Source organism: Streptomyces sp. NBC_00316 (assembly GCF_036158715.1).
Lineage (GTDB): Bacteria > Actinomycetota > Actinomycetes > Streptomycetales > Streptomycetaceae > Streptomyces.
Window position 1 is genome coordinate 3500313 of sequence record NZ_CP108023.1, and the last position, 21298, is coordinate 3521610.

The window sequence follows — 21298 nt, forward strand, 5'->3', positions numbered from 1 at the left end:
GAGGTATACACACCGTGTACAGTGCCGCACATGTCTATCGGCCACACCCTCCTCGGACTCCTCGAGTCCGGCCCCCGCCACGGCTACGACCTCAAGCGCACTTTCGACGAGAAGTTCGGCCACGACCGCCCCCTCCACTACGGCCAGGTCTACTCGACCATGTCCCGCCTCCTCAAGAGCGGCCTCGTCGAGGTCGACGGCATAGAGAGCGGCGGCGGCCCCGATCGCAAGCGGTACGCCATCACCGAAGCCGGTGTCACCGACGTCGCCACCTGGCTCGCACAGCCCGAGAAGCCGGAGCCGTACCTCCAGTCGACGCTGTACACCAAGGTCGTCCTGGCCCTGCTCACCGGCCGCAGCGCCGAAACCCTCCTGGACACGCAGCGCGCCGAGCACCTGCGCCTCATGCGCATCCTCACCGACCGCAAGCGGGGCGGCGATCTCGCGGATCAGCTGATCTGCGACCACGCCCTCTTCCACCTGGAGGCCGACCTCCGCTGGCTGGAACTGACCGCCGCCCGGCTCGACCGCCTCGCCGGCGAGGTGGTCGCATGACCCCCGCCGGCTCCCTTCTCGTCGCCCACGACCTGCACAAGTCCTACGGCTCGACACCCGCACTGGACGGCGCCTCGTTCTCCATCCACCCCGGCGAGGTCGTCGCCGTGCTGGGCCCGTCCGGCTCCGGCAAGTCGACCCTGCTGCACTGCCTCGCCGGCATCGTCACTCCCGACAGCGGCACGATCACCTACGCGGGCCGCGAGCTCTCCGCGATGTCCGACGCCGAACGCAGCGCCCTGCGCCGCAGCGAGTTCGGTTTCGTCTTCCAGTTCGGACAGCTCGTCCCGGAACTGACCTGCGTGGAGAACGTCGCCCTGCCGCTCCGCCTCGGTGGTGCCAGGCGCAAGGACGCCGAGCGCACCGCCCTCGGCTGGATGGAGCGCCTGGAGGTGGACGACCTCGGCGCCAAGCGTCCCGGCGAGGTCTCCGGAGGCCAGGGCCAGCGCGTCGCCATCGCCCGCGCGCTGGCCTCCTCCCCGAAGGTGATCTTCGCGGACGAGCCGACCGGCGCCCTGGACTCCCTCAACGGCGAGCGGGTGATGAACCTGCTCACCGAGGCCGCCCGGTCCGCCAATGTCGCCGTGGTCCTGGTGACCCACGAAGCCCGCGTCGCCGCCTACTCCGACCGTGACGTCACGGTCCGGGACGGCCGGGCACGCGATCTGGAGCACGCCTCATGAGGCTGCTCGACCGGAAGACGGTCCCGCCGACCGAGGAACTCCGGCCCACCGAGCCCTCCCGGGCCACGGGCCTGCTGCACGATCTCGGCCTCGGCATCCGGTTCGCCTCCTCCGGCGGGCGTGAGGGCTGGACCCGCACCGTGCTCACCGCGGTCGGTGTGGGCCTCGGTGTGGCGCTGCTGCTGTTCGCCTCCTCCATACCGCATCTGCTCGAACAGCGTTCCGCCCGCGACCAGGCCCGCGCCGAGGCCCGCGTCTCGCGCGACCACACCGTCCCGAAGTCGGACACGACAGTGCTTCAGATCAGTGTGCTGTCCGAGTACCGCGGCCGCTCCGTCGAGGGCTCCCTGATGCGCCCGGAGGGGGCACACCCGGTCACCCCGCCCGGTGCGGCGCACTTCCCCGGCCCGGGCGAAATGGTCGCCTCGCCCGCCCTGAAGGAGCTGCTGGGCTCCCCGGAGGGCGGTCTCCTCAAGGAGCGGCTGCCGTACCGGATCACCGGCACGATCGCCGACCCGGGCCTGATCTCCCCGGGCGAGCTGCGCTACTACGCGGGCAGCGCCACCCTGACCCCCGCCGCGGGCGGCCACCGGCTGTCCGGTTACGGCGCCCAGGACCCGTCCGAGCCGCTGTCCCCCATCCTCGTCGTGCTGATCATCATGATCTGCGTCGTCCTGCTGGTGCCGGTCGCGATCTTCATCGCGACGGCCGTGCGCTTCGGCGGGGACCGCCGCGACCGCAGGCTCGCAGCGCTGCGCCTGGTCGGCGCGGACATCCGGACGACCCGCCGGATCGCGGCCGGTGAAGCGCTCTTCGGCACGGTGCTCGGCCTGCTCACGGGGCTGGTGTTCTTCCTGGTGGCACGTCAGTTCATGGGCGCCGTCGAGGTGTGGGACGTCAGCGCCTTCCCCGCCGATCTGGTCCCGGTTCCCTGGCTGGCGGCGCTGATCGCGGTGGCAGTACCGGTGGCGGCCGTGCTCGTCACCCTGACCGCCCTGCGCTCGGTGGTGATCGAACCGCTCGGCGTCGTACGCCACAGCCGCAGCCGCAGGCGCCGGCTCTGGTGGCGGCTGCTGATGCCGGTCGCTGGAGTGGCGGTTCTCGCGCAGACCGGAACGGTCGACGAGTACGCCCCCGTCAATCCGTATCCGATCGCGGGCGGCGCCGTGCTGGTCCTGGTCGGGCTCGCGCTGCTGCTGCCCTGGCTGGTCGAGGCGTGCGTGAACCGGCTGCGCGGCGGCCCGGTGCCCTGGCAGCTCGCGACCCGCAGGCTCCAGCTGAGCAGCGGGGCGGCGTCCCGCGCGGTCAGCGGCATCACGGTCGCGGTGGCGGGCGCGGTGGCGCTGCAGATGCTGTTCGCTGCGGTGAACGACGACTTCAACCGGGTGACGGGGCAGGATCCCGCGCGGGCCCAGTTCACGGCATCCTCCGAGAAAGTGACCGGTGACGCGGCCACGCGCACCATCAAGGAGTTCCGGGCCACCAAGGGCGTGAAGGCCGTCATCGGTACGGTGGAGGTGTATGTCACCCGGCCCGGAAAGTACGAGGGCGACATCCGGCCCACCACCTCACTGTCCATCGGCGACTGCGCGACCCTGCGCGAGCTCGCCCGGATCGGCTCCTGCAAGGAGGGCGACGCCTTCGTCGTCCACCCCGAAAACGACAAGGACCAAGCCGCCTGGGTGGACCAGACGGCCCGCAAGGGCAAGGAGGTCGAGATCACCTCGTACGACGGGCAGTCGAAGCGCTGGACCCTGCCCGCCGACGCCCGGACCGTCGTCTCCCGCCGCGATCCGACGGGCGAGGACCACTGGGGCATCATGGCCACCGTCGGCGCGGTCGACCCGAGTACGCTGCCCGGCGCGACGGTCAACGCGCAGATCAAGGTCGACGAGAGCGTCGCGGACGTCTCCGAGTACGTGCGGAACACGGCGGCCAGGATCGACCCCGGCATGAGCGTCGCCTCCCTGCATTCGGTGACGCGCGACCGGCAGTACGCGAGCGTGCAGACCGGCCTCCAGGTCGGCGCGACCGCGACCCTGCTCCTGATCGCCGCCTCGATGCTGGTCTCCCAGCTCGAGCAGTTGCGGGAGCGCCGGCGCCTGCTGTCGGTTCTGGTCGCCTTCGGCACCCGGCGCACCACCCTCGGCTGGTCGGTGCTCTGGCAGACCGCCGTGCCGGTGGTCATCGGCCTGGTCGTGGCGGTCGCGGGCGGGCTCGGGCTCGGCGCGGTGATGATCAGGATGGTCGCCAAGAGGGTCACCGACTGGTGGCTGTTCCTGCCGATGGTGGGGGCGGGCGCGGCGCTGATCCTGCTCGTCACCCTGATCTCGCTGCCACCGCTGTGGCGGCTGATGCGGCCGGACGGCCTGCGAACCGAATGACGACGGCGCAGCGGTGACACCAGGGGTGCGGTCCCTCCTCAGGAGGGACCGCACCCCTCTTCACGCGTGTGACGTGCCCGTGGTCACCCGTACCGGCAGCATCCGCATCGCCTCACGCAGCGCGGCCGCGAACTCCTCGAACTCGCCGTGCCGCGCCGCCCCGGTCCGCATCCCCAGCGCCACCCGCCGCGACGGTGCGGGCTCCGCGAAGTACCCGGTGGTCAGCGCGTCGTTGCGGGCGGTCTCCACGGTGACGGCGGTGCGCGGCAGCAGTGTCACCCCGAGCCCGCCGGCCACCAGCTGCACCAGTGTGGAGAGCCCGGCCGCTGTCGTGGTGACCGGCGCCCCCTCCGTACGCCCCGCCTCCCGGCAGATGTCCAGTGCCTGGTCGCGCAGGCAGTGCCCCTCGTCGAGCAGCAGCAACGGCAGCTCGCGCAGCGCCTCGCGCGGAATGTCGACGCGCCCGCCCAGCCAGTGGCTGCGTTCCATGACGAGCACGAAGTCCTCGTCGAAGAGCGGAAGTTCGGTCACCTGCGGCATCCCGAGCGGCACGGCGAGCAATAGCAGGTCCAGCCGGCCGGCGGCCAGCCCCTCCAGCAGCGACGAGGTCTGCTCCTCGTGCACCTGGAGGTCGAGATCCGGGTAGCGCTCATGGGCCAGCCGCAGCACGGTCGGCAGCAGATACGGGGCAACGGTGGGGATCACTCCGAGCCTGAGGACACCGGTGAACGGAGCCCGGACCGCCTCGGCCTCCTCCATCAGCTCACCGACGGCCTCCAGCACCACCCGGGCCCGCACCGCCAGCCGCTCCCCGGCCGGCGAGAGCAGCACCTTGCGCGTCGTACGCTCGATGAGCTGGACACCGAGTGTCTCCTCCAGCGCGGACACGGCCCCGGAGAGCGCGGGCTGGCTCATCCCGATTGCTGCCGCCGCATCCCTGAAGTGCAGATGTTCGGCCACGGCCGCGAAGGCACGCAGCTGCGACAGGCTGGGCTGTTTGGGCCGGTTGCCCGGGTTGCTCTGCGCCACTGATAGGCACCTCCGATCATCACGACCGAGTGTAGCTATTTCTTTGATCAATGCACCCTGTGTCAAGGTGGACGTCGTCCAACCCTCAGGAAATCCCGCAAAAGGGAATTCCTACGCTGCAAGGAGAGCGCGTGCTCACTGTCGGTGACAAGTTCCCCCCGTTCGACCTGACTGCTTGCGTTTCGCTGGAGAGCGGCAAGGAGTTCGAGCAGATCAACCACAAGACCTACGAGGGTCAGTGGAAGGTCGTCTTCGCATGGCCGAAGGACTTCACCTTCGTGTGCCCCACCGAGATCGCCGCTTTCGGCAAGCTGAACGACGAGTTCGCCGACCGTGACGCCCAGATCCTCGGCTTCTCCGGCGACTCCGAGTTCGTGCACCACGCCTGGCGCAAGGACCACCCGGACCTGACCGACCTGCCCTTCCCGATGATGGCCGACTCGAAGCACGAGCTCATGCGTGACCTCGGCATCGAGGGCGAGGACGGCTTCGCGCAGCGCGCCGTCTTCATCGTCGACCCGAACAACGAGATCCAGTTCACGATGGTGACCGCCGGTTCCGTGGGCCGTAACCCCAAGGAGGTCCTGCGGGTCCTCGACGCCCTGCAGACCGACGAGCTGTGCCCGTGCAACTGGACCAAGGGCGAGAACACGCTGGACCCGGTCGCGCTCCTCTCGGGCGAGTGAGCTGACACCGACATGGCACTCGACGAACTGAAGGCCGCCGTCCCGGACTTCGCCAAGGACCTGAAGCTGAACCTCGGTTCGGTCATCGGGAACAGCGAGCTTCCGCAGCAGCAGCTCTGGGGCACCGTCCTCGCCTGCGCGATCGCCTCGCGCTCGCCGAAGGTGCTGCGCGAGCTGGAGCCGGAGGCCAAGGCCAACCTCTCTGCCGAGGCGTACACCGCGGCGAAGTCGGCCGCCGCCATCATGGCGATGAACAACGTCTTCTACCGGACCCGGCATCTGCTGTCGGACCCGGAGTACGGGACGCTCCGTGCGGGCCTGCGGATGAACGTCATCGGCAGGCCGGGCGTGGAGAAGGTCGACTTCGAGCTGTGGTCGCTCGCCGTCTCCGCGATCAACGGATGCGGCCAGTGCCTGGACTCCCACGAGCAGGTGCTGCGCAAGGCCGGCGTGGACCGTGAGACCATTCAGGAAGCCGTCAGGATCGCCTCGGTGATCCAGGCGGTCGGCGTGACCCTCGATGCCGAGGCCGTGCTCGCCGAGCAGTAACAGCACCACCCCTGTACGAGAAGGGCCCCGAGGACGACCGACCGTCCACGGGGCCCTTCTTTTCCATCGCTCCGGTCTATTGCGCCGGCGGCTGTTCCCCGTCCTCCCCGTCCTCCTCGCCCTTCTCGGACGGTGCCCCCGGCGCCGGGGGCAGGGGCGGGGCAGGGGGCGGCGCCGGAGCCGGGGTCGGGGCGACGCCGATCGCCGTGGCGCCGCGCGGCTGCGGTGCGTAGCGCAGGGCGGCCTCCTGCCCGTACGCCCGCAGATAGCCGACCACCGTGTTGGTGACCGCGACCAGGGGCACCGCGACGACCGCACCGCCGATGCCCGCCACCATGCCGCCCGCGGCGACCGACAGGACGACGGCGAGCGGGTGGACCCGTACCGCACGGCCGAGGATGAAGGGCTGCAGCACATGGCCCTCGATCTGCTGCACGGCCAGCACCACGACCAGCACCATCAGCGCCGTGAACACGCCTTCGGTGACCAGCGCGACGACGACCGCGAGCGCTCCGGAGACCACCGCACCGACCAGCGGGATGAAGGCGAAGAGGAAGATGAAGACGGCGAGCGGTACCGCCATCGGCACGTCGAGGAACCAGATCCCGAGCCCGATGAAGATCGCATCGATCAGGGCGACCAGTACCGTGCCCCGCACATAGGCGGTCAGTGTCCGCCAGGCGCGCGGCCCGGCGCCCGCGACACCCGGCCGGGCCTGGGCGGGCACCAGCTTGAGCACCCACTGCCAGATGCGCTTCCCGTCGTACAGCAGGAAGAGCGTCGAGAACATCGCCAGCAGTATCCCGGTGAGGACCTCGACCATCACGGTGACGCCCTGGAGTCCGGCGGAGGTGATCTCTTCGGTGTTGGTGCCGATCGTGTCGCTGAGGTTCTTCGCGACGTCGTTGATCTGCTGCTCGGTGACGTGGAAGGGGCTGTCCAGCAGCCATCGCTTCAGCTCGTCGATACCGTCCCGCACCTTGTCGGAGAGGGTGTCGAGGTTGTCCATGACCTGCCAGACCACGAACCAGCCCACGAGGCCCATGATGACGAAGCCGAGGATCGCCGTGACGGCGGTGGCCAGGCCGCGCGGCAGTCCGTGCCGCCTGAGCCGGGTGACGGTGGGCTGCAGCATCGCGGTGACGAGCAGCGCGGCGACGAACGCCAGCACCACCAGCTGTACGGCGCTGATGATCCTCATCAGCACCCAGAGCGTGCCGGCGAGGACGAGGAGCCGCCAGCCGGCCTCGGCCGCGACCCGCATCCCCCAGGGGATCGCCACGACCGGATCGGGCCGCGCGGCGACGAACGGGGCGTACGAAGGCGGCGCGGGCACCCGGCCAGGGGCGGTGGAGGGGTCGTCGGGGGTGGCCACTGCGACCGGCACCGGTACCGGCAATCCGGCCCGGGCGTCCTGGTCCCCCTCGGCCTCCTCTTCGGCCTCGGCCGCGGCGCGGCGTTCCTCCAGGCGCTCGCCCAGCTCGGTCAGTTCGGCGCCCAGTCGGCCGAGCCACCCTGGCAGTTTCGACATATAGGTCCCTCTTCCCCCGAGTTCTCTCCCCACCGCTCCCCCCGGAGTCGTCCGGACGACGGTACACGCGCGAAGCCCCCCACCGTAGGACGGCGGGGGGCTTCGCAAGGTTGAGAACAGGACCCCGGAGGGTGCCGTTTTCTAGTACCAGTGGTTCGCCTGCCAGAAGGACCACGCACCGCACGGGCTGTCGTAGCGGCCGTTCATGTAGCTGAGGCCCCACTTGATCTGGGTGGCCGGGTTGGTCTGCCAGTCGGCTCCGGCGGATGCCATCTTCGAACCGGGCAGCGCCTGGACCAGGCCGTAGGCACCGGAAGACGGGTTGCTCGCACGGTAGTTCCAGCTGGACTCGTGGTCCACGATGTTGCTGAAGCACTGGAACTGGTCTGCGGGCATCATCTGACGTGCCATCGCCTGGACTTCGGCCACGGTGTACGAGCTCTGCGTGGCGAACGCGGAGGCGCTGCGGACCTCGTCACGGCTGGCGCGCTCGGCCTCCTTGGCCTGACGCTCCTTCTCCAGCTTGTCCTCGGCCGCCTGCTTCTTCGACTTGGCGTCCTTGGCTGCCTGGATGCGGGCCGCTTCCTCGGCGGACTTCTTCGCCGCGGCATCGGCTGCGGACGCCTGGGCGTCCGCCTGCTGCGTCAGCGAGGCGGTCTGCACCTGGGCCTGCTGGCCGGCGGGGATGTCGGCGAGAAGCGTCGTGTCGGCTGCGGTCGCCTCGAAGTTGTTGTCGTCGACAGCGGGAGTGCTGCCCGAAGCAACGCCTACGACGGCGCCGACGGTGGTGACCGCGGTGGCTGACGCCACGGCGAACCCCCGGACCGAGATCCGGCTCACACGGTGTCCTTCCAGCATCGCCCGCTTAGGTGACCTCGCGGACGCAATCGTGCCCCTGACACTGGCCTCCCTACTGCATGGGTCACGGGAGGCACGGGCCCGGTGGGCGACTCCCCTGGAGGAGTGCCGCGTGGTACTCGCGGGCGGCATACGGACGGCGTTTGTTGAGTTGTGTGGTGCGTGGCACCTCTGGAGGTGCGGGTGTGCCGTATGCGGGGCCTGACGGAAGCAAGACTCTGCCGGAACGGGCCGTCGTGAAGCAATTCCCGGTTACGTGTGAAAGGTCACACCCCGTTTGGCCCAGGTGTTTCACGGAAATAGCGCCGCAGCATGATGCCGCCCGGCTAAGATCTTTGGCTCGCCGGACGGCATCAATGGTCGCAACCCGTGTCAGATCTGGCCTTCCTCCAGCATTTCGGTCACCAGTGCGGCGATCTGCGAACGCTCGGAACGGGTGAGCGTGACGTGGGCGAAGAGCGGATGACCCTTCAGCTTCTCGACCACGGCGACCACACCGTCGTACCTGCCGACCCTGAGGTTGTCCCGCTGGGCCACGTCATGCGTGAGCACCACCCGGGAATTGGCCCCGATGCGGGACAACACGGTCAACAGGACGTTCCGTTCGAGCGACTGCGCCTCGTCGACGATCACGAAGGCGTCGTGGAGGGAACGGCCCCGGATATGGGTGAGCGGCAGGACCTCCAGCATGCCGCGCCCCAGGACCTCCTCGATCACCTCGCGCCCGGCGACGGCCGACAGCGTGTCGAAGACGGCCTGCGCCCAGGGGCTCATCTTCTCGGCCTCGGTGCCGGGGAGATAGCCGAGCTCCTGCCCGCCGACCGCGTACAGCGGCCGGAAGACCATCACCTTCTGGTGCTGCCTGCGCTCCAGCACGGCTTCGAGACCGGCGCAGAGCGCCAGCGCCGACTTTCCGGTACCGGCCCGGCCGCCCAGCGACACGATGCCGACCTCCTGGTCGAGCAGCAGATCGAGAGCGATGCGCTGCTCGGCGCTGCGGCCATGGATCCCGAACGCCTCCCGGTCGCCGCGGACGAGGCGGACGTTGCCTTCGGCGGTGACCCGGCCGAGCGCCTTGCCGCGCTCGGACTGGAGGACCAGTCCGGTGTGCACGGGGAGTTCGGCGACCTCGGGGACGTACAGCGTCTCCTCACCGAAGAGCAGATCCACCTGCTCTGCGGTGAGCGGGAGTTCGGCCATCCCCGTCCAGCCGGAGTCGGTGATGGCGAGCTCGGCGCGGTACTCCTCCGCGAGGAGCCCGACCGAGGATGCCTTGATGCGCAGCGGCAGGTCCTTGGAGACGACCGTGACGTCGTACCCCTCGGCCTGGAGATTGCGCGCGACCGCGAGAATCCGTGAGTCGTTGTCCCCCAACCGGTAGCCGGCGGGCAGTACGCCGGGGTCGGAATGGTTGAGTTCGACGCGCAGCGTTCCGCCGAGGTCCCCGAGCGGGATCGGGGCATCCAGCCGGCCGTACCGGACCCGGAAGTCGTCCAGCAGGCGCAGGGCCTGCCGGGCGAAGTAGCCGAGCTCCGGATGGTGCCGTTTGGCCTCCAGCTCCGTGACCACGACGATCGGAAGCACGACTTCGTGCTCGTCGAACCGGGCCATGGCGTTCGGATCGGCCAGCAGGACGCTGGTGTCGAGAACATAGGTGCGCCTGTCGGGCATGCGGCGCTTTGTACTGGTCACCACGGAAGGACGTACCCCCTCGGACGAGGTTGGGGTGCGACGGCGTCGCGGAGCATCCCAAAGGGAGAGGACGGACCGGGCTGCGGCCACCTTGCGCGGGCCGAGCGCCGGCCCTCGTCGGCCGCACTGTATGTACGGTCCTTCGTGTGCAACGGGCCTCCCGGGCGAGCGGACTCGATGCCACTCACTTGGACACGACGTCCGCCTGGTTTTTGACCGGACGTCGACCTGAGAGGGGTATTCCCTCGAACACGCGAAGCCATGCAGCCCCGTGCGGGCTGAGCTGGGATTGTGCCCTCGGGCACGTGAGTCCGCGGCACGCCTGCCGTGGCGCCGCCGCGGGCGGAAGTGGTGCCCGGGCCGCACGGGCACGCGCCTCCGGCCCGGGTTGCGGCGTCCCGGGGGCGGGGGCCGGGCATGCGCGTCGCCCCGCGAGGGAGGGGACCCGCGGTGTCAGCCGCCGAAGCGGCGGCCTCGTGCGGCGTAGTCACGCAGCGCGCGCAGGAAGTCGACCTTGCGGAAGGCCGGCCAGAAGACCTCGCAGAAGTAGTACTCGGAGTGCGCACTCTGCCAGAGCATGAACCCGGACAGCCGCTGCTCCCCGCTGGTGCGGATCACCAGGTCCGGATCCGGCTGCCCCCGCGTGTACAGGTGCTCGGAGATCAGGTCCGTGGAGACGATCTCCGCGAGGTCCTCGAAGGACGTCCCCTTCGACGAGTGGTCGAGCAGCAGCGACCGCACCGCGTCCGCGATCTCCTGGCGGCCGCCGTAGCCCACGGCGACATTGACCAGTATTCCGTCGACGCCGACCGTGGCCTGTTCGGCCTCCTTGAGGACGGTCTGGGTGTGCGCGGGCAGCAGGTCCAGCGTGCCGACGTGGTGGACGCGCCACCGGCCGTCCGCCGCCAGGTCGCGCACGGTGTTCTCGATGATGCCGAGGAGCGGGGTCAGCTCGGACACCGGCCGGTCGAAGTTGTCCGTGGAGAGCAGCCAGAGGGTGACGACCTCGACGTCGGTCTCACTGCACCAGCCGAGCAGCTCCTGGATCTTGTCCGCACCTGCCTGGTGCCCCTGCGCGGTGGTGCCGCCGGACGCCTTCGCCCAGCGCCGGTTGCCGTCGAGGATGACACCGATGTGCTTGGGCACCTGGGTGTGATCGAGGCGGGCCTCCACCCGGCGCGCGTAGAGCCCGTACACCAGGTCGCGCAAGTTCACTGAGTTCACCTCTCGGTTCTGTGCGGGCCCGCCCGCCCCATTGCCCGGGGTCCGGGGTCGTCCCCCTGGGGATCACCGCACAAGTCCGCAGAGTCCATCGCTCCGCCGTGCCGTGGCAGTCCCCGACGCCGCCACATTACTGCGCAGTCGCCGCACCGGCCCAACCTGGTCTGTCACAAGTACGTGATAAGGAAGGAAACGTGACTGATTCTTCTTCCTCCTACCGGGCCGCCGGTTCGCGCTACGACTCCATGGAGTACCGCCGCACCGGCCGTAGCGGTCTCAAGCTTCCGGCCGTCTCGCTCGGCCTCTGGCACAACTTCGGTGACGACCGCACGCTGGACTCCCAGCGGGCGATTCTGCGCCGCGCCTTCGACCTGGGTGTGACCCACTTCGACCTGGCGAACAACTACGGGCCGCCGCCCGGCTCCGCCGAGCTCAACTTCGGGAAGCTCTTCCACCAGGACTTCGCCCCGTACCGGGACGAACTGATCATTTCGACCAAGGCCGGCTATGAGATGCACCCCGGCCCGTACGGCGAGTGGGGTTCCCGCAAGTATCTGCTGTCGTCGCTCGACGCCTCGCTGAAGCGGATGCAGCTGGATTACGTCGACATCTTCTACTCGCACCGCTTCGACCCGGACACCCCGCTCGAGGAGACGATGGGGGCGCTGGCCTCCGCCGTGCAGCAGGGCAAGGCGCTGTACGCGGGTGTCTCCTCATACAACGCGGAGCAGACCCGCGAGGCCGCGCGGCTGCTCAGGGACATGGGTGTGCCCGCCCTGATCCACCAGCCGTCCTACTCGATGATCAACCGCTGGACGGAGGACGACGGGCTGCTCGACACACTGGAGACGGTCGGCATGGGCTGCATCTCCTTCGTCCCGCTCGCCCAGGGGCTGCTGACCAACAAGTACCTCAAGGGCATCCCGGAGGGTTCACGCGCCACCCAGGGCAAGTCCCTCGACCCGGACCTGCTCTCCGACGAGGTGGTCCGCCGGCTTAACGGGCTGAACGACATCGCCCGGCGGCGCGGCCAGTCACTCGCCCAGCTGGCACTGAACTGGGTGCTGCGGGACAGCCGTATGACGTCGGCACTGATCGGCGCGTCGAGCGTGCAGCAGCTGGAGGAGAACGTCGCGGCGCTCGCCGGACCGGCACTGACCGCGGAGGAGCTGAAGGAGATCGACACCTTCGCCGTGGACACCGCAGGCACCAACATCTGGGCCGGCCGGGGCTGATTCGTCCGGTCTTCACGGGTCCCACTCGGGGCCCGCACACCCGGCCCACAAAAAACGGGCCGGTCCGTGGGGGGGGATACGGACCGGCCCGAGGGGGGGTTTCCACCATAACCCTTCGTAAGTGATGCTGCGTGCCACGCCACTCCATAATTACTCTCCGGATTCACCGGACTGCGTTCCGAGCACGGATTCCGGGGGCGGGAGAGGCCACGGAGGGAGCAGGGAGAAGACGGACGGCCGAAGGCGTCGCCTTGACGCCGGATCGGCCAAAGGGGTCAGGTGGCCGCTTCCGCGCCGCGGTGGCCGCGGGTGTAGCGGATCGCGACGGTGTCCCCGCCGACGACCACGAATCTCCCGCCCTCGCACCGGATGACGGCCTCGTGCACCTCGCCGCGCTCGTCCCGGCGCTCCTCCGTACGGCTGACCGTCCACCCACCGGCGGGCGGTTCCGGCAGGTGGGGCAGGGCGGCGAACTCCCATTGACCCGCGGGTACGCACCAGTCGGGCAGACGCGGCCAGGTGCCGGGGCCGATGTGCAGGGTCCCGTCGGAGGCGCAGGTCAAGAGCACCGACTGACCGTCGGCCAGCAGGAACTCGACGGCCTCCGGCTCCCCCATCCGCCCCTCCGGCCGGTAGAAGAGGCCGAGGACGCCGACGATCCGTGCCCCTCTGAGCCATTCGGCGTTCCCCTGCCGTGCGCTGCGGAAGGCATCTTCGCCGTCATCGACCCTCATGGCCCTCTCCCTCCCCATGCGTTCACCGCCCAGGGTCGCATCCTTTGGGCGTGCACCGGTGAAGGAGCGTGATGCCGTCGCGTACTACGGCGGCCTGGGGGCCTGCGTACGCGGGCGGTCTCCGCCCACCATGTGTCGGCCCATGGTCGCAGCCGGGCGGCGTCCCTGTCCGGTCGCTGCGCTCCCTCTGCCGGGTACTCGGCGTCGGCGCGCCGGCCGTGATCGGCACCGAGGCCGCCGGTGGGGCCGGGGTGTGACGGACGTCAGGCGCTGACGGCGCCGAACAGGATCCCGAGCAACGCGCCCGCGATCATGAACGGGCCGAACGGGATGCCCGTCTTGCGTCCCGCCCGACGCAGGACCATCAGTCCGAACCCGTACACCGCCCCCAGCACGAAACCCGCAAAGCCTCCGGCGAAGACCACCGCCCACCCGTACCAGCCGAGCGCCACACCCAGCGACAGGGCGAGCTTGACGTCGCCGAAGCCCATCCCGTTCGGGTTGACCAGGAAGAGCAGGAAGTAGAAGCCGCCGAGGGCGAGTCCGCCGAGCAGTGCGGACGGCCACGATCCGCCGTGCTCCGGAAGCAGCGCCGCGCCACCGAGAAGCGCGGCGGCGGCGCCGGCGAGCGGCAGCGTCAACTGGTCGGGCAGCCGGTGGACGCGGCGGTCGATGGTCGCGAGGAGCACGGCCACGGGGGCGAGCAGCAGCCAGACGACGAGCTCGGGGCGGAGCCCGGTGGCCGCGGCGAGGGCGGCGCAGCCGAGGGTGGTGACGACGGGGGCGAGGACGGCGGGGGCGTAACGCGCACCCGTCTCCACGGGACCGCCCGCCGTGCCGGCACTCTCGCCCCGGCCGCTCTCCCCCGGCCCGGCAGGTTCGGCGGCCGGCACCGGACCGGTCGCCGCCTTCGTCTGCGGAGCCGGACGCACCCCTGCGCCCCCGGCACACGCGGAGCACCGGGTGGAGCCGAGCCAGCCGCGGGCCACCCCGCTGAAGGGATGGCCCGCGGGGCAGGTGTCCCGCCATGCGTCCTCCGGCTCGACCGAGAACCGGTAGGCGGCGCGCGGGACCAGCAGTCCGGCCGCGGCGCCCCAGAGCGCGGCGATCGCTATCAGCATGGCGTACACGGAACCGACCCTAGGCGGGCGGCGCGCACGGGTCATGGGCCCGGGGACCCACTGCGTGACGTTCCGGGCCCAGAGACCGTCACCGGCCGCTACCGTCGTGGCCATGGGTCAATGGCGCAATGGCAAGGGGACGTTGACGGTCACCGATCGGGACGGGGGACCGGAGCTCGATGTGCCCGTGCGGATCGCCGCCTCGTACCGGGCGCGGTCCAAAGGGCTTCTCGGGCAGGACGGGGTCGACGGGGCGTTGATGATCACGCCGTGCGGGAGCGTGCACACGTTCCGGATGCGGTTCGCGATCGATGTGGCGTACCTGGACCGGAAGTTCAACGTCGTGGCCGTCCACACGATGAAGCCGGGCCGGCTCGGGATGGTGCGGTTCCGGTCCCGGCACGTGATCGAGGCGGAGGCCGGGGCGATGGAGAAGTGGGGGCTGCGGCCCGGCGCACAGGTGCGGGTCGTTCAGCAGGAGTGAGCGTGCGCGGCCGGGGCGGTCACGGAAGTTTGGCCGTCTGGGCGATGAGCAGTTCCGGCGGGAGCTCCGGAGTCGCCTCGTCCAGGAAGCCGGCCACGTAGAACGTGACGACCGTCGAGCCTCTCCGGACCAGCTGGAAGACCAGCGGCACCTTGTCGCCCTCGATGTTCCCCGTCACCTGGTAGGCGATGCTCTCGTCGCCCACCTTCACCGCGTCCAGCTGCTCGACCTTGCTGTACGTGGACGGGCCGTCGGCGCTCGCCGTCCTGAAGCCGCCGACGCACGCCTGCACCGCGTCCCGGACGTCGCGCAGTACCTGCTGGGCGGCGCCCTTCGGGTGCGAGCCGAGAATTTCGGTCACGACGGTCTGGTCGTCCCGGCCCTCTTCCGACTTGTCCATGACGGTCCGGAAGACCGTCGCGGTGGCAGCCGGCTCGGGTGCGCCGTTGATCACGGCGGCCAGTGGTCGGCAGGCCAGGTCCTCGGACTTCTCGCTGCCGGTCTCCTCGCCGCCCTGCATCGGGGTGACCTCGTAGTCGGCCACCTCGCCCGTCGTCAGCGCGGCCGCGGCCAGCTCGGCCGCGGTGAGGACCCTGCCCGTGCCTGCGGGCAGCGGGGAGGGGGACGGCAGCGCGGACGGGGACCCGGACGGAGTGCCGGTGCGGGACGGATGGGTGGCCGGGTTGCCCTTGTCCTTGCCGCCGGACGCGTCGTCGCCGGACGGGCCGCAGGCGACCGCCGCGAAGCAGAGTGCTGCTGCCGTCGCCACCATGACCGTCCTGCGCGCCTTCATCGGTACCCCGTTCCTGACCATGCCCGGCACGCTAACAACACCGACGCTGCAGGTGCGTGGGCCCACGGACCCAACTCGGGCGCCCCTTCCGGGAATTGGCATTCGGGAACGGCTCGTCGGGCATCGCGTCCCGAGGCCGCGCCCCGGGTCCGCCATTGGGTCCGCAGGCCCAAGACACCGGCATGTCGGGACTTTTAGTGTCGAGACCATGTCTCAGCTGGGGGAGTTGCGTCGCCGGGTCCGGCGGTGGTCACGGGGTTCCGTGCCGCGTACGGATGTCCGGCTGGTGGGTCTGCGTCGCCGTCGACGTGATCGGGGGCAGGGCGCGCTGGAGTATCTCGGCCTCGTTCTCGTGGTCGGGGCGATCGTCGGCGCGCTCGTCGCGACCGGTATCGGTGCGGAGCTCACCGAGAAGATCGGGGTGCAGGTCTGCCGCATCGGGGGCGGCGGGAACTGTGGCGGCGACAGCAACTCAGCGGCTGGGCAGGACGATTCGGGCAGACCCGGCTCCGGAGACCCGGCCTCGGACCGCAACGAGGACGGTACGCCGAAGACGCCCGAGCAGATCGATTACGACAAGGCGCTGAAGGAGCTCCAGGACGCCCGGACGGAGGAGAAGTCCAACACCGACAAGGCGAAGGAAGCCGCGAAGGAACTCGCGAAGATCCTCGCCGACGAACTCGGGATCACCGACGCCCTGGACTGCATCACCAAGGGCGACATGGGCGCCTGCACCGAGACCCTCATCAATGTGCTGCTGAGCCTGATCGGCGGTGCGGTGGGGAAGCTCGGCGCGAAGTACGGGGCCCCGTGGAAGTGGAAGAAGGCGTACAAGCTCATCAAGAGCTTGAAGAAGCACGGCGGCGACCTCTACGACGCGCTCAAGGGCCTCGTCAAGAACCGCAAGAAGGTCAAGGAAGCCGAGAAGAGGCTCGAGGACGCCGGAAAGAAGCTCGACGGCGCGAAGAAGGACCCTCCGAAAAAGGAGGACAAGCCCGACGAGAAGAAGCCGACGACCTGCCCGGTGCTCCACAGCTTCCTCGCCGGCACTCCGGTCCTGCTCGCCGACGGCCGCCGCATCCCGATCGAGAAGGTCTCCGCCGGCGACCGGGTGATCGCCACCGACCCGGTGAGCGGCGCGACCGGTGCCCGTCGCGTGGAGCGGACCCTCATCACGTACGACGACAAGCACTTCACCCGCCTTGCGGTGACGGAGGGCGGCGTACCGGCCCGGCTGACGGCGACGGACACGCATCCCTTCTGGCTGAGCGGCGACCGCCGCTGGGCGGACGCGGGTGACATCGGCCGCGGCGATGAGTTGCGCACGGAGTCCGGCGCCACGCTGACGGTCACCGGCGTCTCCCGGTACACCCGGCGGCAGACCACGTACGACCTGACGGTCGAGGGCATCCACACGTATTACGTGGGCATCGGCACATCGAACGCGCTGGTCCACAACAACGACTGCGAGATGTCGCCCGAGGATGTCGAGGCGGCCAGGAAGCCCGAAGTGGGCGAGGGCGATCCCAAGAAGTTCAAGGACCACTTCCTGCGTCACAAGAAGCTGATCGAGGACGCGCTGGGCACCAAGTACAAGAAGCTGAAGGAGGACGGGCCGCGGTTCCGGGAGGACATCGCGAAGGCCGTCAAGGACGGCACGTTCGAGCTGATCGGCAAGGGCACGTTGAAGAAGGGTGAGCCCGAGGGGCTGATCTATCGTGGCAAGGGCGTGACGATCGTGCTGCGGGAGAACGGCGACTTCTGGACCGCGCTCAAGAGCGGTGAAGGCCTGGACACCGGCATCGAGATCACCAAGAGGGTGCCGAAGAAGTAGTCGCAGAAGCCGGTGCCGGAACCGAAGACGAAGGGGTGGGCGGGGCATGAGCGGGTGGCGGACGGCCGAAGAGGTGCTGCGTGACCACCGCGTCCGCGATGTCCTGGTCCCGGGCTGGATCGACAGGGACGACGACCTGCCCGAGTTCCGGCCGCAGCCGGTGGTCGTATGGCTGCGGCTGGACGGCGGGCAGGGGCTGCTGCGGTTCGCGTCGCAGGGCCAGTACGCGCGGCTGGGCGTCTCGCTCGTGCCGGGCGTCGACTGGGCCGATGTCGAGCTGCTGGCGGAGGCCGAGGACGAGGTGATCGTCGCCTCGTGCGGCGAACAGCTCTTCGGCGACGGCCGTGACGAACTGCGGTGCACACGGCTGCGCGCCTACCGGACGTCCGCCGGCACCGACTGCACCTGTCTGGCCCTCGACTTCGAGGACGGCCGTACGTTGTTCCTCGACCCGACCTGGCCGTTCGGCATCAAGGTCGGCAACGAGGCGGACGAACAGCGCTGGCTGAAGCGGTACGGGAGCGGCGACGCGACCGGCAGCGGCATCGGCGTCGATTCGTCCGTGCTGTAGGGAAGTCGGCCCGGCACCACCGCCCGATCGGCGCCCGGGCCCCCCGGGCCCCCATTCCCCCGTAGTTGGGCCCGACTTTGGGGCCAAGGGCCCAGGTCACCCGGCGCGCCCGGTCGTACGCTCACGCCACACCCCAGGGTTCGTGCAGCGGGGCGCAGGCAGAGCGAGTCAGTGGCGGAGGGGAAGAACCGTGAGCAGAGGCGGCTGGGGAAGTGGAAGCGGGGGCCACATACCGCGTGGGCGCGGCGGGGGTACGTTCTTCCCTCTGACGCGCAGTTGGGCGGTCGGCGCCCTCGTGTACATCTTCGCCGGGATCCTGGTGACCCGTGGGCTCGTCGAGACGCTCGCCACCGACGAGCGTCTCCAGGACTTCGTCTGGCGGCTGGCCCTGCTGCACGTGCCCAGTGTCATCACCACGCTCCTCACCGTCCTGGCCGCCGCACGCGTCCTGCCCGACGAGCAGCGTGAGTCCCGTCCGCTGTATCTGTCCGCCGCCCTGGGTGTCCCCGTCGTCGGGCTTGCGTTCGGCCTCTTCGTCTCCCGCCATGTCGTGGGCGTCGAGGGCGTGTTGATGCCGATCGCGGTCATGGTCACCGGCTCGGCCGTCGGGCTGGCCGTCGACCGGCTGATGGAGGAGGACGAGCCGAAGCCCGCCGCGCCGAACCCGTACACCTGGCGCGACAGCGGCGCCACCGCCATGGAGTACCTGGGGGTGATCGTCGTCGTCGTCACGCTGATCGGCGCGATGGCGATGGCCGGTGTCGGCGGGCAGATCGGCGACCGGATCCGGTGCGCCATCAGCTCGATGGGCGGCGGCAGCGCGGGGTGTTCGACGGGCGGCGGGGATCCGACGGCGAAGCCGAAGACCGATGCCGACTACGAGCCGAAGCTCTGCCAGATCTCCAGCGTCTCCGACACCGTCGGCGACAAGGTGAAGATCGGCTGGTTCGAGTGGGGCAACGAGTACGGCTTCCAGCAGAAGGTCAGCCAGGCCAAGACGGATGTGAACGGGGACGGCAAGGTCGACGAGAACGACAAGCTGGTCTACATGACGTTCACGGACGCGGCCTCCGTGGGCGCCACCGCCAGCACTCCCGGTGTGAAGCTCGGGAAGCTGGGCAAGGCGGATGTCGACGTCGGCGGCGGCGTCAAGATCACCAACGGTGACACCTGGGTCTTCAAGAGCGAGGAGGACGCCAAGAAGATGCGGGACGACATCGAGGAAATGAAGATGTGGGAGACCTCGACGAAGTACAGCGGCGGCTACGGCGGCGGCTGGTACTCGGGCATGAAGTGGGCCGAGAAGAAGGAGGACGTCGAGAAGAAGATCGGCGACAAGAAGATCTCCTACTCGACCATCGGCCTCAACGTGTACGCCGACGGCGGTCTCTCCATCAGCGCGGCCGACGAGGCGCAGCTCGGTGCCAAGCTGGGCGGCAAGGCCAAGTTCTCCCCCGATGTGACCGTCACCAAGGACGACGTGAACGGCAACGAGTCGTACACGTACACCGCCAAGCTCGAGCTGGAGGGCAAGGTCAGCGGTACGGCGGGCCCGCTCACCGGCACGGCCGGCGCGAAGGACACCCGCACCGGGGCGATCACCGTCACCCGTGACCAGAAGACCGGCAAGATCATCCGGATCGACATGACGAAGACGGTCGAGACGGGCTCGACGTCCGACAAGGGCGAGGCCAAGGGCGACAACGGCAAGAAGGACGGCGACAAGCGCGGCGGCAAGGGCAGCGTGACCGACTCGTCCGGCGAGACCGGTATCGAGGTCCAGACGAACTCGATCGTCTTCGGCAAGGACACCGACAAGGCCACCGAGGACAGGCGGGCCATCGCCGAGAAGTGGCTCGACGGCAGCGGCAACAACACGGCACCGTTCGAGTACATGTTCGGCGACAAGTCACTGCAGCAGAAGCCCGACGGGACCGACCCCTTCGACCAGATGATGTTCCAGGACGGACTGTCGAGCACCATGCAGTACCACGGCGAGTCGGACGCCCAGGAGTTCGGCTTCGAGGTCTCGCTCGGCATGAGTCTCGGGTTCTCGATCTCGGACGAGCACAAGAAGGAGACACTCACGGACGCGCAGTTCCTCGGCGCTCCGCAGGGCGACAAGCGCAGCTTCCTCCCGTACAGCTACTGCGCGAACTGAGTGCCCGGTGCGGGGCGTCACGGCGCCCCGCACCGGCCGGCAGCACCCCGCGGCACCCCCGCAGCCTCCGCGCGGCACGACGAAAGGCAATGAACCGCAGTGAACAAGCCCCGGACCCAGCCCCGTACGCTCGGCGCGGCTGTTGCCGCCGCCCTCGCTCTCACCCTGCTCACCGGCTGCGGCGCCACGGACACCGGCGCCGTCCCGGACGGCTGGGGCACGCTCGACACGAAGAGCCTGTCCGTCGGCTACCCGAAGGACAAGGGATACAAGGAGCAGTCCGCGGCCGAGCGCAGCAAGAGCAACGCGGCCGTCGCGCTCAAGGTGGAAAACGGGCTGCGCACCGGCATGGTCTCGGTCCAGCTCGACTTCGCCACGGGTGTCGACGACGCGGGCGAGGCGGCCGCCGCGGCAGGCGCGGGCATCGGCCTCGGCGCGACCCGCAAGGCCACGACCGATGTGCGGCTGGCGGGCGAGGAGAGCGCGCGGGACGCCCGGCGGATCGACTACGAGTTCACCTCGTCCGGCAAGGAGCAGACCCCGGCGAGCGGCACCCGGATGACGGGGGTCGTGGTGGCGGGGGTCGACTCGAAGGACGTACCGTTCGCCATCCGGATCAATGCGGTGAAGGGCTCGCTGAGCGCGAAGGATCTCGACGCGTTCGTCGGCTCGATCACCGTGAAGTAGCGCGCGGAGGACTGGCGTTCATGAATGTTCTGCCCGGCGGCACGGCCACCTTCCTGTTGCTGTTCGGCCTGTTCCTCGGCGCCTTCGCCGTGCGCTCGGCGCTGCGGCTGAGCAGGGTGCTGCGCCTGGTCCGGCACGGGGTGCAGGTCGAGGGCCGGTGTGCGGAGCGCCGGGTCGTCGACCGGGGGGCGGACCGGGAGCGCGGCTACGCGACGGAGTACGTGTTCGCGTTCCGCACCCTCGACGGCCGCGAGGTCGAGTTCGTCGACCATGCGCCGGGCCCGTTCGGCCTCGAGGTCGGGGCACCGGTCCGGGTCACGTACGACCCTGCGGCCCCGGACAAGCACGCCACGGTGGCCGGACCACGGGCCTGGGGTCCGGTGCTGATGCCCGCGGTGTTCGCTGCCGGTCTGACGGTGTTCTCGCTGGGGCTGCTGTACGGGTTCGTGGCGATGCGGGGCTGGGTCTGAGGGCTGGGGTGAGGCACGTG

At 69.8% G+C, this 21298-nt stretch carries 20 protein-coding genes; 12 read left to right on the plus strand and 8 right to left on the minus strand.

The window, feature by feature from the left end:
* Positions 1 to 30 precede the first annotated feature (30 nt).
* The 3 genes from OG878_RS15375 to OG878_RS15385 are packed head-to-tail and all read left to right on the plus strand — an operon-like array spanning position 31 to position 3622.
* Positions 31 to 555, plus strand: coding sequence for a PadR family transcriptional regulator (locus OG878_RS15375; protein WP_328887324.1), 525 nt, complete (start codon positions 31 to 33; stop codon positions 553 to 555).
* Complete coding sequence (locus OG878_RS15380; protein WP_328887325.1) at positions 552 to 1238, plus strand: ABC transporter ATP-binding protein; 687 nt, start codon at positions 552 to 554, stop codon at positions 1236 to 1238. The genes OG878_RS15375 and OG878_RS15380 overlap by 4 nt, the downstream gene beginning before the upstream one ends.
* Complete coding sequence (locus tag OG878_RS15385; protein ID WP_328887326.1) at positions 1235 to 3622, plus strand: ABC transporter permease; 2388 nt, start codon at positions 1235 to 1237, stop codon at positions 3620 to 3622. Before OG878_RS15380 ends, OG878_RS15385 begins: the two co-directional genes overlap by 4 nt.
* Positions 3623 to 3682: 60 nt before the next feature.
* On the opposite strand, the gene OG878_RS15390 is transcribed toward OG878_RS15385, so the two are convergent.
* Positions 3683 to 4651 (minus strand): hydrogen peroxide-inducible genes activator, encoded by a 969-nt coding sequence (locus tag OG878_RS15390; RefSeq protein ID WP_328887327.1) that lies wholly within the window; start codon positions 4649 to 4651, stop codon positions 3683 to 3685.
* A gap of 131 nt (positions 4652 to 4782) precedes the next feature.
* Between OG878_RS15390 and OG878_RS15395 the strand changes: the two genes are divergently transcribed.
* Both OG878_RS15395 and OG878_RS15400 read left to right on the plus strand, forming a co-directional pair.
* Positions 4783 to 5337, plus strand: a complete 555-nt coding sequence (locus tag OG878_RS15395) for a peroxiredoxin (RefSeq protein ID WP_277328108.1) — start codon at positions 4783 to 4785, stop codon at positions 5335 to 5337.
* A 12-nt stretch (positions 5338 to 5349) separates the two neighbouring features.
* Positions 5350 to 5886, plus strand: coding sequence for an alkyl hydroperoxide reductase (locus OG878_RS15400; protein ID WP_328887328.1), 537 nt, complete (start codon positions 5350 to 5352; stop codon positions 5884 to 5886).
* Between the two features lie 76 nt (positions 5887 to 5962).
* Here the strand turns inward: OG878_RS15400 and OG878_RS15405 are convergent, their stop codons facing one another.
* From OG878_RS15405 to OG878_RS15420, 4 genes are all read right to left on the minus strand, one after another.
* A complete protein-coding gene (locus OG878_RS15405; protein ID WP_328887329.1) occupies positions 5963 to 7417 on the minus strand; it encodes an AI-2E family transporter in 1455 nt (484 codons plus the stop codon).
* 141 nt (positions 7418 to 7558) lie between these two features.
* On the minus strand, positions 7559 to 8257 hold the full coding sequence (locus OG878_RS15410) for a transglycosylase SLT domain-containing protein (protein WP_328887330.1): 699 nt from the start codon (positions 8255 to 8257) through the stop codon (positions 7559 to 7561).
* Positions 8258 to 8647: 390 nt separating this feature from the next.
* Positions 8648 to 9970: a PhoH family protein gene (locus OG878_RS15415; RefSeq protein WP_277328104.1), complete on the minus strand. Its 1323-nt coding sequence runs from the start codon at positions 9968 to 9970 to the stop codon at positions 8648 to 8650.
* Between the two features lie 450 nt (positions 9971 to 10420).
* On the minus strand, positions 10421 to 11182 hold the full coding sequence (locus tag OG878_RS15420) for an isoprenyl transferase (RefSeq protein WP_328887331.1): 762 nt from the start codon (positions 11180 to 11182) through the stop codon (positions 10421 to 10423).
* Between the two features lie 200 nt (positions 11183 to 11382).
* Between OG878_RS15420 and mgrA the strand changes: the two genes are divergently transcribed.
* Positions 11383 to 12423, plus strand: coding sequence for an L-glyceraldehyde 3-phosphate reductase (gene mgrA / locus OG878_RS15425; protein WP_328887332.1), 1041 nt, complete (start codon positions 11383 to 11385; stop codon positions 12421 to 12423).
* Between the two features lie 275 nt (positions 12424 to 12698).
* Here the strand turns inward: mgrA and OG878_RS15430 are convergent, their stop codons facing one another.
* Both OG878_RS15430 and OG878_RS15435 read right to left on the minus strand, forming a co-directional pair.
* Complete coding sequence (locus OG878_RS15430) at positions 12699 to 13157, minus strand: hypothetical protein (RefSeq protein ID WP_328887333.1); 459 nt, start codon at positions 13155 to 13157, stop codon at positions 12699 to 12701.
* 263 nt (positions 13158 to 13420) lie between these two features.
* Positions 13421 to 14287 (minus strand): A24 family peptidase, encoded by an 867-nt coding sequence (locus OG878_RS15435; protein WP_328887334.1) that lies wholly within the window; start codon positions 14285 to 14287, stop codon positions 13421 to 13423.
* A 103-nt stretch (positions 14288 to 14390) separates the two neighbouring features.
* Here OG878_RS15435 and OG878_RS15440 point away from each other — a divergent pair, with 103 nt between their 5' ends.
* On the plus strand, positions 14391 to 14762 hold the full coding sequence (locus tag OG878_RS15440; RefSeq protein ID WP_328887335.1) for a DUF192 domain-containing protein: 372 nt from the start codon (positions 14391 to 14393) through the stop codon (positions 14760 to 14762).
* 19 nt (positions 14763 to 14781) lie between these two features.
* Here the strand turns inward: OG878_RS15440 and OG878_RS15445 are convergent, their stop codons facing one another.
* Positions 14782 to 15576, minus strand: coding sequence for a sensor domain-containing protein (locus tag OG878_RS15445; RefSeq protein ID WP_328887336.1), 795 nt, complete (start codon positions 15574 to 15576; stop codon positions 14782 to 14784).
* Between the two features lie 187 nt (positions 15577 to 15763).
* Here OG878_RS15445 and OG878_RS15450 point away from each other — a divergent pair, with 187 nt between their 5' ends.
* The 5 genes from OG878_RS15450 (at position 15764) to OG878_RS15470 (ending at position 21278) form a co-directional block, all read left to right on the plus strand.
* Positions 15764 to 17389, plus strand: a complete 1626-nt coding sequence (locus OG878_RS15450; RefSeq protein ID WP_328887337.1) for a polymorphic toxin-type HINT domain-containing protein — start codon at positions 15764 to 15766, stop codon at positions 17387 to 17389.
* Positions 17390 to 17435: 46 nt separating this feature from the next.
* Positions 17436 to 17960 carry a hypothetical protein gene (locus OG878_RS15455; RefSeq protein ID WP_328887338.1) on the plus strand — a complete coding sequence of 175 codons (525 nt, stop codon included), beginning with the start codon at positions 17436 to 17438 and terminating at the stop codon, positions 17958 to 17960.
* Between the two features lie 190 nt (positions 17961 to 18150).
* On the plus strand, positions 18151 to 20121 hold the full coding sequence (locus tag OG878_RS15460; RefSeq protein WP_328887339.1) for a hypothetical protein: 1971 nt from the start codon (positions 18151 to 18153) through the stop codon (positions 20119 to 20121).
* A 99-nt stretch (positions 20122 to 20220) separates the two neighbouring features.
* Positions 20221 to 20808 (plus strand): hypothetical protein, encoded by a 588-nt coding sequence (locus OG878_RS15465; protein ID WP_328887340.1) that lies wholly within the window; start codon positions 20221 to 20223, stop codon positions 20806 to 20808.
* A 20-nt stretch (positions 20809 to 20828) separates the two neighbouring features.
* On the plus strand, positions 20829 to 21278 hold the full coding sequence (locus OG878_RS15470; protein WP_328887341.1) for a DUF3592 domain-containing protein: 450 nt from the start codon (positions 20829 to 20831) through the stop codon (positions 21276 to 21278).
* Positions 21279 to 21298 lie beyond the last annotated feature (20 nt).